Consider the following 15,296-nt stretch of genomic DNA (forward strand, 5'->3'; position numbering starts at 1 on the left):
AGGCAAGAGGCAATGAGCAGGATCGTGCTTGTTGATGAGGAGACCGGACAGCGGGTCCGCCACCCGCTCCGGACCCTGAAAGAGGCGGATCAGCACCGCGAATGGTACGAGCGGACGACCGGCCGGAAGTTCCGTGTCGTGAAGGTCTTCAGATCCGGGATCGGGGCCGGGCGGATTGAGAAGAAGGAGTGAGTTGAGGGGGCGAGCGGGGGAGGCCGCCCCTGTATGCTTCGTCCCTCTTCTCGATTATTCATCCCATCTTATTTTCTTACCCTGTGTCTCGTCAGGGGTATAAGATACAAAGATCGAAATTATAGTCTCTTTTAGTTTCATTCATTACATAACATATATAGAAGTTATTTATAAGATGGAAATATAGAGAAAGAAATATGAGGCTTACAAAACTTGCGTTTCTGTTTCTGATCATTCTTTGCGGAAACAGTTTTTTTCCTGCGACAGCTGCCGCGGACTGGCCCGAACAGGTCTTTGCCCCGTATATTGATTATGGGCTCTGGGAGGGTTTCACCATAAACGATGCGTATGATGCAACCGGAGTGAAGTACTATACGTTATGCTTCATAACCGTGAACAGCGCCGGTAAACTCAGATTTGCAGATCATACTGAACCTGACTGGAGACTGGGAGATATCAACGCCCTCCGCGCCAAGGGAGGCGATGTGATCATTTCCTTCGGCGGAGCAGGTGGTGAGGCAACCGAACCGGCGATCAAAATAACCAACCTGACCACTCTGGTTGAGGCATACAGTTCGGTCATCGAGACATATGGTGTTAACTCTATAGATTTTGATATAGAGGGAGCAGCTGTGCAGAACCCGGGTGCAAACAGCAGGCGCAACCAGGCGATAATACGGCTCAAGGAAAAATACCCGGATCTGAGGGTATCGGTTACTCTTGCGGTCACTCCTGAAGAAGGCTTCAACGCATTTGAAATGGCTTTTCTTAACGATGTACAGAGTGCCGAGGAGAGATACAAAGCTGCAAATCCCGGAAAAGAGGTGCTCATCTTCGACAGGGTCAATATCATGCTTATGAACTATGGCGACTGGTATGTGAAAGATCCAAGCAAAATGGGAAAATACGGGATAGATGCCTCAAATGCCGTGCATAAGCAGTTGAAACAGGGCTATTATAAAGGTAAGTCCGATGCCGAGGTATGGAAAAGGATGGGGCTGACCCCGATGATCGGCCAGAATGATGCAAAGGGGGAGATATTTTATCAAAAAGATGCCCGTGAGCTTGCAGAATTTGCAGGAAGCAAAGGCATCGGTATGATGTCCATATGGTCCCTGACCCGTGACCATGGTGGCTGTGACGGCAGGTACCCGCCTTCAGCTACCTGCAGCAGCATCCCTCAGGAGAAATTTGAATTCACCAATATCATAAAGAATTTCCCCTCGATGAAACCTTCCGCTACTGCCGCACCCCTGCCGTCGCAGGTCTATGCCCCGTATATTGATGTCTCGCTCGGTACACCCGACAAAACGATCACCAGCATAGCCGAGAAAACAGGGGTGAAGTACTTCACACTTGGTTTCATAAATGCAGGTAATAATAACGAGCCCATGTGGGGATGGCGCCCTGCTGACGGCTATTACAGGGATCAGATCGACGGCATCCGTGCTATGGGAGGCGATGTGATCATTTCCTTCGGTGGAGCGGGCGGTGAGACGACGGAGTTTGCACGGAGAATCACGGACCTTGATCATCTTATAGAGAAATACCGTTCAGTCATCAATGCATATGGTGTGAAAAATATCGATTTCGATATCGAGGGAGCAGCTCTAAACGATCAACCATCGATCGACAGGCGCAACCGGGCAATCAAAAGTCTTCAGGATTCGGATACTGCATTATATGTGTCATACACGCTCCCGATCAATCCCTCAGGACTCACACATGAAGGGCTTGCCCTGATCAAATCCGCAAAGGATGCCGGGGTCAGGATTGACAGGGTCAATGTCATGCTTATGGACTACGGTGGCTCGGCAGCGCCGGATCCGGATGGAAGGATGGGGGACTATGGAATAGAGGCTGCAAAGAACTTGTTTAAACAGTTAAAAGAGATATACTCTGAAACCAATGACGCAGAACTATGGGAGATGATCGGTCTGACCGTGATGATCGGCCAGAATGATGTACAGGCTGAGGTCTTTTATCTGGAGGACGCACTGAAGGTTGCAGAATTTGCAGGCGACAAAGGTGTCGGCATGATGTCCATATGGTCTGCCCACCGCGACAATGGAGACGGCGGCCGGAATGTGGTGGCAAGCTGGGCCTACAGCGGTATCGAACAGGAGGATTTTGCCTTCTCCGATATCTTCAAAAATTATGCCACCATGAGGCCTTCCGCCGTAATAACCCCTGAACCAACTCATGCAACCGGTTTTGTCCCGAAATGGGACTCTGAAAAGGAGTATGACACCGGTGATCGCGTACTTCACAATCTTGCTATGTACGCGGCGAGATGGTGGACCTTAGGCGAGGAGCCCGGTATCGAGTATGTATGGATGCTGGTTTCAGGTGAGCCAAAACCCACTCCCACTCCTTCAACAGGTCTGATCCTGGAGTGGAATGCAAATACGTTGTATTTCCCTGACAACCGTGTCCTTTATGAGGGTGATATGTACGCCGCAAAATGGCTTACAATAGGCGAAATTCCCGGCTCTACATTTGTATGGGAGCTTATTTCAGATATCAAACCCAAACCGGTCCCAACACCCGGCACTGTTACACCCACTCCTGCAACCGGCCTCATTCCGGAATGGCGATCGAATCAAATCTATGAATGCGGAGATACTGTCCTTTACGAGGGTGGTATGTACACTGCAAGATGGCGGAACAAAGAGGAGGTCCCGGGAAAATCATATGTATGGATGTCTGTTTCCGGTGAGCCCATGCCTGCTCCAACTCCCTCAACAGGTCTTCTTCAGGTATGGTCTGCATCAAAGATGTATCTCTCCGGCGACATTGTCATTTACAAGGATTATATGTACAGGGCAAGCTGGAGGACTAAAGGTGAAATCCCCGGAAAAGCATATGTTTGGGAGCTGGTTTCAGAAGTAAAAATACCGACACCCACACCAACACCCACTCCTACTCCGATTCCAACTCCGATTCCAACACCCACCCCCGATTATTCCAGGGGACTGCTACCCCCACCTGTTCCGGATTATTCAAGAGGATTATTACCAGTTGATGATAGGGATTCTGGATCTACGGATTCAGGATCTACGGATTCAGGAGGACTGCTGGGGGGATAATAAAACTCTTTTTTTTGAGGATGACCGGCCGCAGGTTCCGCGTGCAGAAGGTCTTTGAGTCCGGGATCGGGGCTAAGCGGATTGAGAAGAAATAAGGTATCAGACAGGTATCAACCGGGACGAACACCCCGATAATCTTCCAATACTTTTTCTGGATGGACGGCACAATATGTTACGGCGCGAGGGTAGCCAAGCCCGGCCAACGGCGTCGGACTTAAGATCCGATCCCGCAGGGGTCCGCCGGTTCGAATCCGGCCTCTCGCATACATCTCATTTTTTTCACTGAACTGACAGAATCAATTAGCTCAGGTTTATCTGCCATCTCTTTCAGGATTACTCATCCAGGATGACGATTAGAACCTGTTCCCTGAACGAGAACGTATGTATAATCCTCAGAAAAGGTGAGTGTTCATAGAACAGATTTTATATTTCAGAAATCGCAATACTACATTACCGAATAAGATGAGCGGTCCGTACCTAAATTATCAAATTGGTGAGATAAGGTCATATGAAATTCAGAGTGATCATTGAAGTCGACGAAGATGGGATCTTTGTCGCCGAATGTCCGTCCCTTCCGGGTTGTATATCCCAGGGGAAAACCAGAGCCGAAGCCCTTGAAAATATACACGATGCTGCAACAGGGTACCTGGCAAGCCTCAAGAAGCATAATGAGCCAATTCCCCCTTCAATATATGAAGAAACTGTAGAGATAACCGCCTGATATGCCTAAATTGCCAATATTGTCTTATCTTGAAGTAATAAAGGCACTTAATAAGATAGGCTACTCTGTTGACCATCAAACAGGTAGCCATATTATCCTCAGACAGGAAAAAGAACCTCATCGAAGGCTTACTATTCCAAACCACAAGGAAATTTCAAAAGGAACGATACAAAGCATCATCAGACAGGCGGGGCTCACAAAAGACGAGTTCATACAATTATTATAAGCGTAAAAACCTGAAATGAACAAATGCGGGTAGAATTATATAATCAGGAAGCTTCTAAACAATTTTTTTCCCAATAACCACATCCATCCGCGTGATAACAATCTCTCTGTGAATGCAATAGACATAAGATCCAAACCCCTGAAGATCTATCGGTTCGAATCCGGCCTCTCGCATTTATCTGTGGCAACACCGCTACTATGGAAATTGGTTGCCTTGAATAACCAAAAACCATTTTGTGAATGTTGTGGCATGCCCGGTGCGGGACATATCTCTGGATCTGTTTTATCGAGCGTCCAGGCTCAAATATGAAGAGAGCAGACAGTATCAGCAACCGGAAACCTCCTAGCTCCTCGCCCCGGTCGGCGAGAAGCCTATAAGAGAGTGCCCGTCGATGTAGTAGTCAGCCACATTCACCATGATCGAGAGCCAGAACATTGAATTCAAGGAGTCCTGGAAGGACGAGTATCTCAAGACCCTCTGTGCATTTGCAAATACAAACGGCGGTATAACTGCTATGGACTATGCATCGATTGTGCCGGAGGTATCGGAGAAGACCCGGTACCGTGATCTTCTCGATCTCGTCAATCGTGGCTTGCTGGAAGCATTCGGTGCGAAAAAGGGCAGAAAATACGTTTTAACCAGGCCACGTCCCGGGAAAGCCTGATGGGTCGAGAGTATATCTTGCAAGATAACGGACATTTATCGGACATTATCGGACATCTTCTGTTTTTGGGGTGTCTGATATCTGGCGTGTTCACCTCACCCTCACCCAGATAATTGTCTTAAACCCATATCAATGACAGCCACGAAGGATATAATCCGGCTATTACCTAAATTAGTAAAAGGAGTTTTTTACATTGGATATACCACGTATCTTTACTATTTCAGAAAGCGCTCACCGAATCCATAACCCGTTCACACCAGAGAAATACGCCACTCTCGGCAGAGCGTTACGCTTGGAGCCGGGGGCCCGCCTGCTCGATCTCGGCAGTGGTTCGGGCGAGATGCTCTGCACCTGGGCACGCGATTTTGGAATCACCGGTGTCGGCATCGATATGAGCCCGCTGTTCACCGAACAGGCGAAACTCCGTGCTGAAGAGCTCGGTGTCGCCGATCGGGTTCGCTTCATTCACGGCGACGCTGCCGGCTACATCGCCGACGAAAAGGTCGATCTGGCAGCCTGTATCGGCGCCACCTGGATTGGCGGGGGATTCGCCGGAACCATCGATCTTCTGGCAAAGAGCCTCCGCTCCAAAGGGATCATCCTCATCGGCGAGCCCTACTGGAGGCAGCTGCCGCCAACAGAGGACGTTGCCAGGGAATGCGATGCGAACTCCATCTCCGATTTCCTCATGCTCCCGGAACTTCTCGGGTCTTTCGACACGCTCGGATACGACGTTGTAGAGATGGTTCTGGCGAACCAGGATGGCTGGGACAGGTATGAGGCTGCCAAGTGGCTCACCATGCGCCGATGGCTCGAAGCAAATCCAGAGGACGGCTTCGCACCGGAAGTCAGGGCCATGCTGACCTCGGAGCCAAAACGCTACGCCGCCTATACGAGAGAATATGTTGGCTGGGGTGTCTTCGCCCTGATGGCGAGGTGATTGAGGAGGCACGGCAAGGTGAGAGGCGGGCGAGTGCGGTTGTTTGATCTGCTGCTGTAGGAACAGGGTTGGCAGGTCGAATCTGGTCTCTCACATTATTTTATTGCCTGTAGCTATTTTGCCAGAAGATCATGGGTCGCCTTGCGCTTTTTTATGAGCATATCGATAGCTTGCTCCTCCTCCTTTTCTTCAGCAATGATTGAGGAATAAACCAGGAGAACAAATTGAGGTAGAGTTGAATGTCAGGCTGAAGATAAAGATGATAAGTGGTGAATATTGTTCCCAGGAATGATAATTTGAGGCTGGGGAAACAGCCTCCTTATCTATGATGATTTATTCATTTAATCTATGAAAAACCTGAACACACGTCTGCTGCTTTGCCTTTGTGCTCTTCTTCTCATAGCTTCCCCGGTTGTAGCAGAAGATCCCAGAAATGACGCAACCTCATACACCCGTGCCATCAATACAGCTGAAGATCTTACTAAAACCTGGCAGAATCTAAACGATGATATTGAGTATGCAAACCGCGGACTTCTCGCAGCACCGGACTCGCGGATCATTCTCAACGCGGCTGGCAAACCGGTTCTGGACGTAACCGGGCTCTTTTATCTCCAAAACAACACCGCACCCGTGACAGTTAATGCTGCCCTGTACGAACAGGCGAGGCTGAACAGCATTCACGGGCTCTTTCAGGTTACTGATTCCATCTACCAGGTACGCGGATACGATATCTCCGTGATGAGCCTTATCAAAGGAGAGACCGGCTGGATCATTATCGATCCGCTGGGCTGTACCGAGAGCGCAGGGGCGGCTCTGGATCTCGTCACCGAAACGCTCGGCGAATATCCGGTAAAGGCAGTAATCTACACGCATCCCCACGCGGATCACTGTCTCGGTGTTGGAGGGGTCACCACTCAGGAGAAGGTCGACTCACGTGAGGTCATCGTCATCGCCCCTGAGGGGTTCATGGAGCACCTTGTCAGCGAAAATGTGTACGCCGGAACTGCAATGAAGCGCCGTTCGATATACATGTTCGGTTTGACGCTTCCGGTTGACGAAAAAGGCTATGTGGATTCGGGAATCGGGACGATGATGGCCCACGGAAGTATGACTTTTATCCCTCCGACGCATGATATTACCCATACAGGACAGACTGTGACGGTCGACGGTGTGGAGATGGTGTTCCAGCTGACGCCCGAAACCGAAGCCCCGGTGGAGATGAATATCTGGTTCCCGCAGGAGAAAGCGCTCTGTATGGCGGAAAACTGCGTTGGAACACTCCATAATATTCTGACTATCCGTGGTGCCCAGGTACGGGACCCGCTTTCCTGGTCACGGTACCTCGATGAAGCCCGCCAGCTCTATGGAGGGGAGGCCGGGGTGATGTTTACCTCGCACAACTGGCCGCGTTTTGGTAACGAGGCTGTTGTTGAAACGCTTGAGATACAGCGAGACATGTACAGGTATATCCACGATCAGACACTGCACCTCATCAATCAGGGATATACGATGGATGAAATCGCTCATATGATCACTCTGCCTGATTCCCTGAGGAAGTATGGATACACACACGAGTTTTATGGGACGGTCCAGTTCGCAGCAAAGGCCGTATATCAGAAATACCTGGGATTCTACGATGGAAACCCAACACATCTGAACAATCCCGATCCTGTTTTGTTCTCCTCGGTGCTGGTTGAGTATATGGGTGGGGCAGATGCAGTAATACCCAGGCTCAGAGAGGATTATCAGAAGGGAATGTATCAGGAGGTGGCAACGATTGCCGGCTACATTGTCTACTCAGACCCGACAAACATGGAGGCAAGAACTATCCAGGCCGATGCACTTGAGCAACTTGGATACCAGTCGGTCTCAGGCCCGTACAGAAATGCCTATCTGACGGCAGCCCGGGAGCTCAGGAGTACCGGTGAATCGGAGGCAGAAGATACCAGCACCCATGGAGCGGCCCCGGCATTGGGATTGCTGTCGGCACTGTCTCCTGATCAGATCTTTGAATATCTTGCAATACGGCTGAATCCGGAGAGAGCCGATGGGGAAAACGTTCGGGTTAATATCATCATGGAATCTCCGGAGGGCAATACTATAGCGGTTGTTCATCTGAAGAACTGTGTCCTCCATGCATGGATGGAGACGTTTGATGAAAATGCTGGTGTGACTATTTCAGGCGAAAAAACTGCAATGAAAAGGTATCTGCTCCAGGGCAGGCCTTCGAAAGAGAATCTGATGCGTTTTGCCACGGTCTCAGGAGATGTGGATTCGTTTATCCGTCTGATGGGCATGTTTGATACCTTCACCCCGGATTTCCCTATCGTCCTCCCATAAACTCAATATACAAAATCTTTTACCTACGGAGAAAGAGCCGGATAGAAAGTGTTGATCACTCCGGAACAGAGCACGTGGTTCTCTACAGGGAAAATCAGGGCCTGTCAGCCACTTCTCAGAGAGATGCCACAAGTGCCAAATACTGTGAGGTGTGATTATCGCATCCGGAGATGATCCCACCATGAAACATATTCCATTCCTTCTCACACTCGCGATTATTGTCTGCACCCTCCTGGCTTCGGGCTGTACCGGATCCGGTGAAGCGCCAGCACCCGCTGCCCCGGAGATTACCATGACCGTTCCTGTTGAACCCATCCCGGTCATGAGCAGCGGGGGGATGAACCTTGCCTATGAACTCGAATTCCACCCATCCGGTAATGAGACGTTCACACCTGAAAAGGTCGAGGTGATCGATCCCAGGACCGGTGCTGTACTGATAACCCTTGAGGGTGATGATCTCGACCAGCTCTGGCATCCGGCATCCTCTCCACCGCCAACCCGGGAGGAGATTGATACATTCACCAGCAAGATGCCGATGTCGCGGGTCTCTGTCTGGCTCGTCGTGAACCCGGAATCTGTCCCGGACCGGCTCATCCACCGGGTCACCCTGGACCGGAATGCAGACGGGCTCCCCCCGGCCATCCTTGAAGGCGGGGAGGTGGCAGTAAGGAAGGATCGTGAGCCGATTGTGATCGCCTCCCCGGTCCGCGGTCCCGGATGGCTGATCATCGAGACCACGTATCCATATACCCACCACTTCCTTGCACAGATTACAACAAACGGAGCAACACGGGTTCCGCAGCGGTACGCACAGGATCTGATCGGGATCGATCCGGAGACGGGCCGCCTTGCCTCTGAGAACATAACAGACATTCACAGCTGGTATGGATACGGAAAGGAGCTCTATGCAGTCGCAGACGCAACCGTTGCAGACACGCTCGACGGGCTGCCGGACATCCCGACCATCTACTCCACCCCTCCTGCCGACATCACGACCGCAGCCGGCAACTATGTCATCCTCGATCTCGGGAATGATAAGTATGCCTGCTACGGCCACCTGATCCCCGGATCACTTACGGTGCAGAAGGGCGATATGGTGAAAGAGGGGCAGGTGATCGGCCTTGTCGGGAACAGCGGGAACTCAGATGTGCCGCACCTCCACTTCCAGATCGTGACCGGCACCCCGTCCTTCCTCGGTGCGGAAGGATACCCCCACGTGTACCGGTCGTTTGAGTCAATAGGAAAGGCGGACCAGGCACTCATCGATACGAAAACCTCGCAGGAGGATTTCTCCGGCCTTCAGTTCTGGGAAGAGTATCCCGACTTTATAGCATGGTATGAGACGCCCATCCCCCGTGAGGCGATGCTGCCGGATAATCATAATGTGATCCGGCTTTTCTAACTTTTTTGAGGGAGATTGGGGAATATCCGTTCTTTCAATTCGGGATCCGGGTTCTTCACCACAAACTTCATTGTTTATGGAGCATTACAACAGCATTATATGTTTATTTTCATAGGAGTGGAGAGTATCTCATGAGAATCCTTTACATTTTTATTGTTCTTGCGCTGGTTGCTCCGGCGATGGCAATCATGCTCACCCCGGAGAATGCGGATGGTGCTGATACTGATATCGGGCTGAAAAAGGTTGCCGTATTCGGCAACGGCATACGCTACGAGGCGGGATCGTATCACGTCGTCGTCCTCTCCGGCACCTACCGGGAGATGGGACAGCAGTTCGGCGCCCTGATGAAGGATGAACTCAGGGAAGAGTATGCCATGCTCCGCTCCCACTTCACGGCATCGGGATACACCGAGGCAGAAGTGAGTGAATATGCTCAAACAGCAACGGCATTCCAGGCGAAACGGATGAAGGAGATACGGGCAGGCATCGCGGAGATGTCAGATCTTTCCGTTGATGAGGTCAATATTCTCTATCAGGGACCGATCGTCTATCTCACGACCTTTGGTGCGAAGGCAGGATGCTCGTTCATGGCAGTATGGGGCGACTACACCCCGGACGGTTCGGTCGTACTCTCCCGGAACTACGATCTTCCCGATGTCTTCTCGGTATTCTACCCCTACTACACACTCACAATCTACAACCCGACTGACGGGAGCAATGGTGTCGCGACCTTCGGCCCGGCAGGGGCACGTCCCGAAACCCTGATGAACAGCGCCGGACTCTTTATCGCCGATGATAACGCTGCGGATTCAGGAGGCGAAATCGAGATCGCCGGCAGACCTGACCTGATCGGGGAGTTCTTCCGGATGATGCTCGATTACTCTGATATGGATGAACTTGACGCCGGGATCATGAGCACCCGTGCAAACACCGCATGGATCGTAAATGCGGCCGGGCCGGATCGTGCCTACTCCTATGAGGAGACGGTGTACGATATCAAGCAGCGCGAGGGGGCTGGCGTGATTGCAGCCGCAAACCACTTTGTAGACCCGTCATGGCGGCTTGCGGCTCCACCTGCAGAACACTCGACCTCGCGGTATGCCAACCTGCTCCGCCTTGCCGAGGAGAACCGGGGTTCTATCGACGGGGAACGGATGGTCGCGATCCGCGACGTGCAGGTTGAGGAGTGCGGCGCGACCTTCCGGCACAGCATGCTCGGGGGTATGCTGTACTCATCGGAACATCAGGTGGTCTATGTCCCGGAGACCCGAATGCTCTGGATGAAGGTCGTGGACCGGGACTGGCAGAAGGTGGACCTCGGAAACCTCTTCTCAGTATGATCTCACCGGGAGAGGAATCGCTGAAGATGCTATTCCATCTCCGCGATTTCCATCGGGATCGGCGGGAATGATAAAAATGGGTGAAAGCTTTGGGATCAGGTGGTCACTCCGCCGCTCTGTCTTCCTGTATCCCGGTTCGGCTGCTGTCCTTCTTGCCGGAGATGCTCATCACGGCACCGATGTCCGGGTTAATCAGGCAAACCGGGAAGTACCCGAATAACGACCTGTAGTCGATCTTCAGCATCCGGTGCCGGATGAGATCGATCCCGATCTTCTCTAAACTGCCCTTCATCTGCGGGGTTACGCCCTCATCTGCGGGTGCCGTCTCGAGGGTTGAGATGGCCGGGAGGATCTCCTCCCGGATAGCCACGATCTTCGATTTCAAGAGGGTTTCCGCGAGCGTCCTGCTGTATCTCCCCTGAAAATGCCGAACCGCAATCATCTGCGAAAGGAAGATCAGGGCAAAGATCCCTATGTTGATGTGGACATCGGCTTCGGCAGATGTGAAACTGCCGTAGGTGATCCCGGGGAGGACGAGCGCTGCTATGAGAAGTATACCCGTGACGGTGATCAGGACAGCGGCGGTGAGTGCGAATTTCAGTCCCTTGCTCCAGGCTTCTTCATAATGCTCTTTGAAGGTGGAATGGATGCCGAGCACTTCCGAGAAAAAGCCACTGGAATACGGCTTCACATGCACAATCGCGATATAGAACACGATTAATGCAATGGACTGGACGGTGATGATGATGGAGGAGAACGCCTCGAACTGGCCGAAGACTGCCCAGCCTGCGAGTGCAAAAGCAGCGGAGAGGGCAAAGAGCATGAGAAAGCCCGGTGCCAGCGGCTGGCAGTTGATGAAGAAGAGGTTCCAGCCGAGTTCGAGGAGGTAGTTCCTCTGCCGGGTAAGCCCTTTGATCGTCTCGGTTGTGTCGGCAATACCGATGCTGCTTTTTCCGGAGGTCTCTTTTCCCGAAGCCTCTTTTCCCGAGGTCTCTTCGCCTGCGATCCCGTCCCGGCTCTTTCTCTCACGCACTGTGAGTTCCCTGACTTTGAGTTCCCTGATGTACCCTATATACATCTTTAAGTCTGCCATATCGGTCGGAAGCATGGTGAGGAAGGGGTTCACCATCAGGAATGTGAAGGACGCCATAATCCAGTACAGGTAGAACTTCCAGGTGAATGCAAACATGAGCCCCAGGTTGATTACGAGCGCCGCCCCGAGGATGAGCGAGGTATATTTAAGGCTCCATTTCGTCTCATCGAGGCGTTTCAGATCGTCTTCTGCGTTGCTGCAGATCTCTTCCGCTTCAGCCCGGGATGATCTGAGATTCTGAAAAAACTCCTCACGCGAGATCTCCGGGAGATCTTCCTTATTGGGTCTTATGAATTTGTTCAGGTAGGGAAGTTCCATCAAGGATGGTTTCGTTACGATTGCTAATATAGGTGCATCTTTCCCCGGTGCGGAAGGATACCCCCACATGAACAAGTCGTTTGAGGTGAGAGGAGAGGCGGATCAGGCACTCATCGACACGAAAACATCAGAAGAGGGTTTCTCCGGCATTCAGTTCCGGGACGAGCCTCCGCCCAAACGGGATCATCCTCATAGGCGAGCCCTACTGGAGGCAGCTGCCAACATTTTCGCCTATGGAATACTGATCGGAGCCCTCACGCAGTTTGGGATAGATCTGATGTCGAGGGTGTAATTGGTGTAAATGGTGTAGAGAGGCGGCAGGTGAGCACGTTTCGACCGCCACGTCTGTGCATTTTGAGACCGCCATTGACATTCTGCCTGCCGCTGACAAAAACCAAAAAGTGGCACAGGCTGTTCCACTTTTGACAATGACACATTCAGAGTGATCAATTCTTCGGGAGGGGAAAAACCAGTTTTTCCTCCTCCTCTTTTTCTTCAGCAATGATCCGGCTGATCAATGCATTGTTCATGCTCTCGACGGCCCGGACTATCGGTGAGGACGAATTGATCGAATACCGGGGAATCTTCCTCATATTGGCATTGAGGATTCCCCATGCAACAAACTTCTTCACCACTCTGCCAGCCGTCACCCGGCTGACACCAACTTCTTCCGAGAGTTCAGTGACATTGAATTCCATACCCTCGAGCGGCAGCAGGAATTCAAGCAGCCGCAGTTCACAGGTATTTCCAAAGACTCCTTCAAATGGACGGGGCATATGTATCACGTTTTTCGGATCATCGTTATTTATGATAGCAACTTCCACCCACAGCAGAGTGAAGTGATAACTTATTTTATCACATATGATAAAAATATTTTGCACTTATGCGAAGCGCTTAATTTTTTAAGAGTGAAATCCTCGATTAGGACTGAGATTCCTCCGTTTATAGAGGATATTCAGAATAAAAAGGTCCTCTTCAGAGAATTGAAAAACCATAGTAGCAAGAGAGAATTTAATTTCAGGTTATAAATATCAATATAGAGGCATGTAAGTCCAATTTTATCAGATTTCTGAGTGGCTATAAAAGTCAGGGTGGTTGAGAAGAAACTATTTCATAAAAACATCAAAAAGAATTAATTAATACGTTTCAACTGATAGATTATATAAAAACGAGTGTCCAATGAAAAAACGTTATCTTGCTCTTGATATGTTCTCCGGGGGTGGTGGCCTTACTGAGGGATTTGTCAGGCAGGGATTTGATTTCGCCGCACATATTGAAATGAATAAAGATGCAGCAGAAACTCTTAAAACACGCCTATGCTATCATGATCTCAAGCAGAATAAAGAACAGGACATCTACGCTGATTACTACAAGGGAACAATAAGTCGTGAGGAATTCTTTGCCAGAGCAAAGGAGACAGGTGCTGGGACAGAGTCTGTTATTAACAATGAGATAAACAACGAATGTGAAAATAGAATGATTGAATTGATTAAAAAGAATCTATTTGATCGATACGACAGAGATACAGTAGATGTTGTTATTGGCGGACCTCCCTGTCAGGCTTATTCATTGGTCGGAAGGGGGCGGGATCTGAATGGGATGAAGGACGATCCAAGGAATTACCTCTATCGGCACTATATCAGTTTCCTAAGGGCTTTTGAACCGGAATTGTTCGTCTTTGAGAATGTTCCAGGTATAATGAGTGCGAGAGACAAAACCATCTTTCCGGATATTCTTGAACAGTGTAAAGCAGCCGGATACTATATCGACCCAAAACCAAAAATACTCAATGCCAGCATCTTTGGGGTTTTACAAAATCGGAACCGCATCGTCATTATCGGATGGAAGGAAGAAAGGAATCACTCTTACCCAGAATTCGAACAATTACCCCTGAAAGGGCAGGTCTGGGATCTCCTAAACGATCTTCCGGAGCAACAGGCAATACGGGATAATAAGGATATTTTTCTTCCCTATACCAGAGATGCTTATGAATATACACGTAATGCAAAGATCAGAAACGGATTTGGCGGAGTCCGTCATCACGCAGCGAGGTTTCACAATGACCGGGACAGAGAGATATATCGTTTGGCAATTGAGCAGTGGAACAGGGGGAAAGGAACCCGCCTGAAATACAACGAGTTGCCGGAACAACTTCAGGGGCATAAAAACAAGGAGGTATTCATAGACCGTTATAAGGTGGTAAACGGTAATGGTCATTCCCATGCTGTTGTGGCTCATCTTGCAAAGGATGGGCATTATTTCATCCACCCGGATATTAAGCAGGCCCGCTCATTAACAGTTCGTGAAGCAGCACGGCTACAGTCGTTCCCCGATGATTATTACTTCGAAGGATCGCGTTTAGCAAAATATACCCAGATTGGCAATGCAGTTCCACCACTAATGGCTGAGGGTATAGCCGCAAAGATCAGACAAATGCTAAGATAATACTCACTTTTATATGCATGGGAACAACCATCATTTTCATCCTGAATATCTGTTGCCTTTGTGGGCATCATCTATGTTTTGTTTTCTGAATAGTTCCAGCAATACTGTTCACAATTGATTCGGGATCATTTCTCACATCATGTTCCCAGAACCTCAGGACAGTCCAGCCATCTCCTGAAAGCTCTGCATTGACCCGCAAATCACGTTCGAAATTTCCGTTTATTTTTTCCATCCAGAAATCCCGGTTCTTCTGTGGTTCCCTGAAACACTGTGGACATTTATGCCAGAAACAACCATCAATGAAAATTGCTACCTTCATTTTTATAAAGACAAGATCCGGCTTTCCAGGGAGATCATAGTGGATACGATAGCCCCGGACTCCTCTAGAGTAAAGTAAACTCCGAATAATTAATTCAGGTTTAGTATCTTTTCCACGAATAGCGGACATATTTCTGCTTCTTTGCTCAGGAGTGTGGATATCTGTCATGATAATAAAATATTGTTTAACAGGTTGTTTCATTTGAAT

The 15,296-nt window shown here is 50.0% G+C and carries 14 protein-coding genes and 1 tRNA gene; 12 read left to right on the forward strand and 3 right to left on the reverse strand.

What is annotated here, in order from left to right; all coding sequences use genetic code 11:
* The first annotated feature begins 12 nt into the window (after positions 1-12).
* From ACYUBO_RS07630 to ACYUBO_RS07675, 10 genes are all read left to right on the forward strand, one after another.
* Positions 13-192, forward strand: coding sequence for a hypothetical protein (locus ACYUBO_RS07630; protein ID WP_460373363.1), 180 nt, complete (start codon positions 13-15; stop codon positions 190-192).
* A 197-nt stretch (positions 193-389) separates the two neighbouring features.
* Positions 390-3,281 carry a chitinase gene (locus tag ACYUBO_RS07635; RefSeq protein ID WP_460373364.1) on the forward strand — a complete coding sequence of 964 codons (2,892 nt, stop codon included), beginning with the start codon at positions 390-392 and terminating at the stop codon, positions 3,279-3,281.
* Between the two features lie 179 nt (positions 3,282-3,460).
* Positions 3,461-3,545: transfer RNA gene (locus tag ACYUBO_RS07640), tRNA-Leu, on the forward strand.
* A 244-nt stretch (positions 3,546-3,789) separates the two neighbouring features.
* Positions 3,790-4,002, forward strand: a complete 213-nt coding sequence (locus ACYUBO_RS07645) for a type II toxin-antitoxin system HicB family antitoxin (RefSeq protein WP_460373365.1) — start codon at positions 3,790-3,792, stop codon at positions 4,000-4,002.
* Position 4,003: 1 nt separating this feature from the next.
* Positions 4,004-4,228 (forward strand): type II toxin-antitoxin system HicA family toxin, encoded by a 225-nt coding sequence (locus ACYUBO_RS07650; RefSeq protein ID WP_460373366.1) that lies wholly within the window; start codon positions 4,004-4,006, stop codon positions 4,226-4,228.
* A gap of 415 nt (positions 4,229-4,643) precedes the next feature.
* Complete coding sequence (locus tag ACYUBO_RS07655) at positions 4,644-4,892, forward strand: AlbA family DNA-binding domain-containing protein (RefSeq protein ID WP_460373367.1); 249 nt, start codon at positions 4,644-4,646, stop codon at positions 4,890-4,892.
* A gap of 193 nt (positions 4,893-5,085) precedes the next feature.
* The gene (locus ACYUBO_RS07660; RefSeq protein ID WP_460373368.1) at positions 5,086-5,832 is read left to right on the forward strand and encodes an SAM-dependent methyltransferase; all 747 of its coding nucleotides are present in this window, start codon (positions 5,086-5,088) and stop codon (positions 5,830-5,832) included.
* Positions 5,833-6,180: 348 nt separating this feature from the next.
* Complete coding sequence (locus tag ACYUBO_RS07665) at positions 6,181-8,172, forward strand: alkyl/aryl-sulfatase (RefSeq protein ID WP_460373369.1); 1,992 nt, start codon at positions 6,181-6,183, stop codon at positions 8,170-8,172.
* A gap of 181 nt (positions 8,173-8,353) precedes the next feature.
* The gene (locus tag ACYUBO_RS07670; RefSeq protein ID WP_460373370.1) at positions 8,354-9,574 is read left to right on the forward strand and encodes a M23 family metallopeptidase; all 1,221 of its coding nucleotides are present in this window, start codon (positions 8,354-8,356) and stop codon (positions 9,572-9,574) included.
* A gap of 131 nt (positions 9,575-9,705) precedes the next feature.
* Entirely contained in the window at positions 9,706-10,914 is a 1,209-nt protein-coding gene (locus tag ACYUBO_RS07675; RefSeq protein WP_300334458.1) for a C45 family autoproteolytic acyltransferase/hydrolase, read from the forward strand.
* Between the two features lie 103 nt (positions 10,915-11,017).
* Here ACYUBO_RS07675 and ACYUBO_RS07680 read toward each other — a convergent pair whose 3' ends face one another.
* Entirely contained in the window at positions 11,018-12,325 is a 1,308-nt protein-coding gene (locus ACYUBO_RS07680) for a hypothetical protein (protein WP_460373371.1), read from the reverse strand.
* Positions 12,326-12,392: 67 nt separating this feature from the next.
* Between ACYUBO_RS07680 and ACYUBO_RS07685 the strand changes: the two genes are divergently transcribed.
* Positions 12,393-12,617, forward strand: coding sequence for a hypothetical protein (locus ACYUBO_RS07685; RefSeq protein WP_460373372.1), 225 nt, complete (start codon positions 12,393-12,395; stop codon positions 12,615-12,617).
* Positions 12,618-12,771: 154 nt separating this feature from the next.
* Here the strand turns inward: ACYUBO_RS07685 and ACYUBO_RS07690 are convergent, their stop codons facing one another.
* Complete coding sequence (locus tag ACYUBO_RS07690; RefSeq protein ID WP_460373373.1) at positions 12,772-13,101, reverse strand: hypothetical protein; 330 nt, start codon at positions 13,099-13,101, stop codon at positions 12,772-12,774.
* Positions 13,102-13,504: 403 nt separating this feature from the next.
* On the opposite strand from ACYUBO_RS07690, the gene dcm reads away from it, so the two are divergent.
* Positions 13,505-14,770: a DNA cytosine methyltransferase gene (gene dcm, locus ACYUBO_RS07695; protein ID WP_460373374.1), complete on the forward strand. Its 1,266-nt coding sequence runs from the start codon at positions 13,505-13,507 to the stop codon at positions 14,768-14,770.
* A gap of 67 nt (positions 14,771-14,837) precedes the next feature.
* Here the strand turns inward: dcm and ACYUBO_RS07700 are convergent, their stop codons facing one another.
* Positions 14,838-15,257: a very short patch repair endonuclease gene (locus tag ACYUBO_RS07700; RefSeq protein ID WP_460373375.1), complete on the reverse strand. Its 420-nt coding sequence runs from the start codon at positions 15,255-15,257 to the stop codon at positions 14,838-14,840.
* Positions 15,258-15,296: the final 39 nt, after the last annotated feature.

The organism is Methanocalculus sp. MC3 (genome assembly GCF_054767395.1).

Excerpts from the sequence above, each read along its gene's own strand:
- ACYUBO_RS07670 (WP_460373370.1), top strand. The coding sequence starts at position 8,354 with ATGAAACATATTCCATTCCTTCTCACACTCGCGATTATTGTCTGCACC.
- ACYUBO_RS07690 (WP_460373373.1), bottom strand. The coding sequence starts at position 13,101 with ATGCCCCGTCCATTTGAAGGAGTCTTTGGAAATACCTGTGAACTGCGG.
- ACYUBO_RS07655 (WP_460373367.1), top strand. The coding sequence starts at position 4,644 with ATGATCGAGAGCCAGAACATTGAATTCAAGGAGTCCTGGAAGGACGAG.
- ACYUBO_RS07635 (WP_460373364.1), top strand. The coding sequence starts at position 390 with ATGAGGCTTACAAAACTTGCGTTTCTGTTTCTGATCATTCTTTGCGGA.
- ACYUBO_RS07700 (WP_460373375.1), bottom strand. The coding sequence starts at position 15,257 with ATGACAGATATCCACACTCCTGAGCAAAGAAGCAGAAATATGTCCGCT.
- ACYUBO_RS07680 (WP_460373371.1), bottom strand. The coding sequence starts at position 12,325 with ATGGAACTTCCCTACCTGAACAAATTCATAAGACCCAATAAGGAAGAT.
- ACYUBO_RS07675 (WP_300334458.1), top strand. The coding sequence starts at position 9,706 with ATGAGAATCCTTTACATTTTTATTGTTCTTGCGCTGGTTGCTCCGGCG.
- ACYUBO_RS07665 (WP_460373369.1), top strand. The coding sequence starts at position 6,181 with ATGAAAAACCTGAACACACGTCTGCTGCTTTGCCTTTGTGCTCTTCTT.
- ACYUBO_RS07645 (WP_460373365.1), top strand. The coding sequence starts at position 3,790 with ATGAAATTCAGAGTGATCATTGAAGTCGACGAAGATGGGATCTTTGTC.
- ACYUBO_RS07630 (WP_460373363.1), top strand. The coding sequence starts at position 13 with ATGAGCAGGATCGTGCTTGTTGATGAGGAGACCGGACAGCGGGTCCGC.
- dcm (WP_460373374.1), top strand. The coding sequence starts at position 13,505 with ATGAAAAAACGTTATCTTGCTCTTGATATGTTCTCCGGGGGTGGTGGC.
- ACYUBO_RS07685 (WP_460373372.1), top strand. The coding sequence starts at position 12,393 with ATGAACAAGTCGTTTGAGGTGAGAGGAGAGGCGGATCAGGCACTCATC.
- ACYUBO_RS07650 (WP_460373366.1), top strand. The coding sequence starts at position 4,004 with ATGCCTAAATTGCCAATATTGTCTTATCTTGAAGTAATAAAGGCACTT.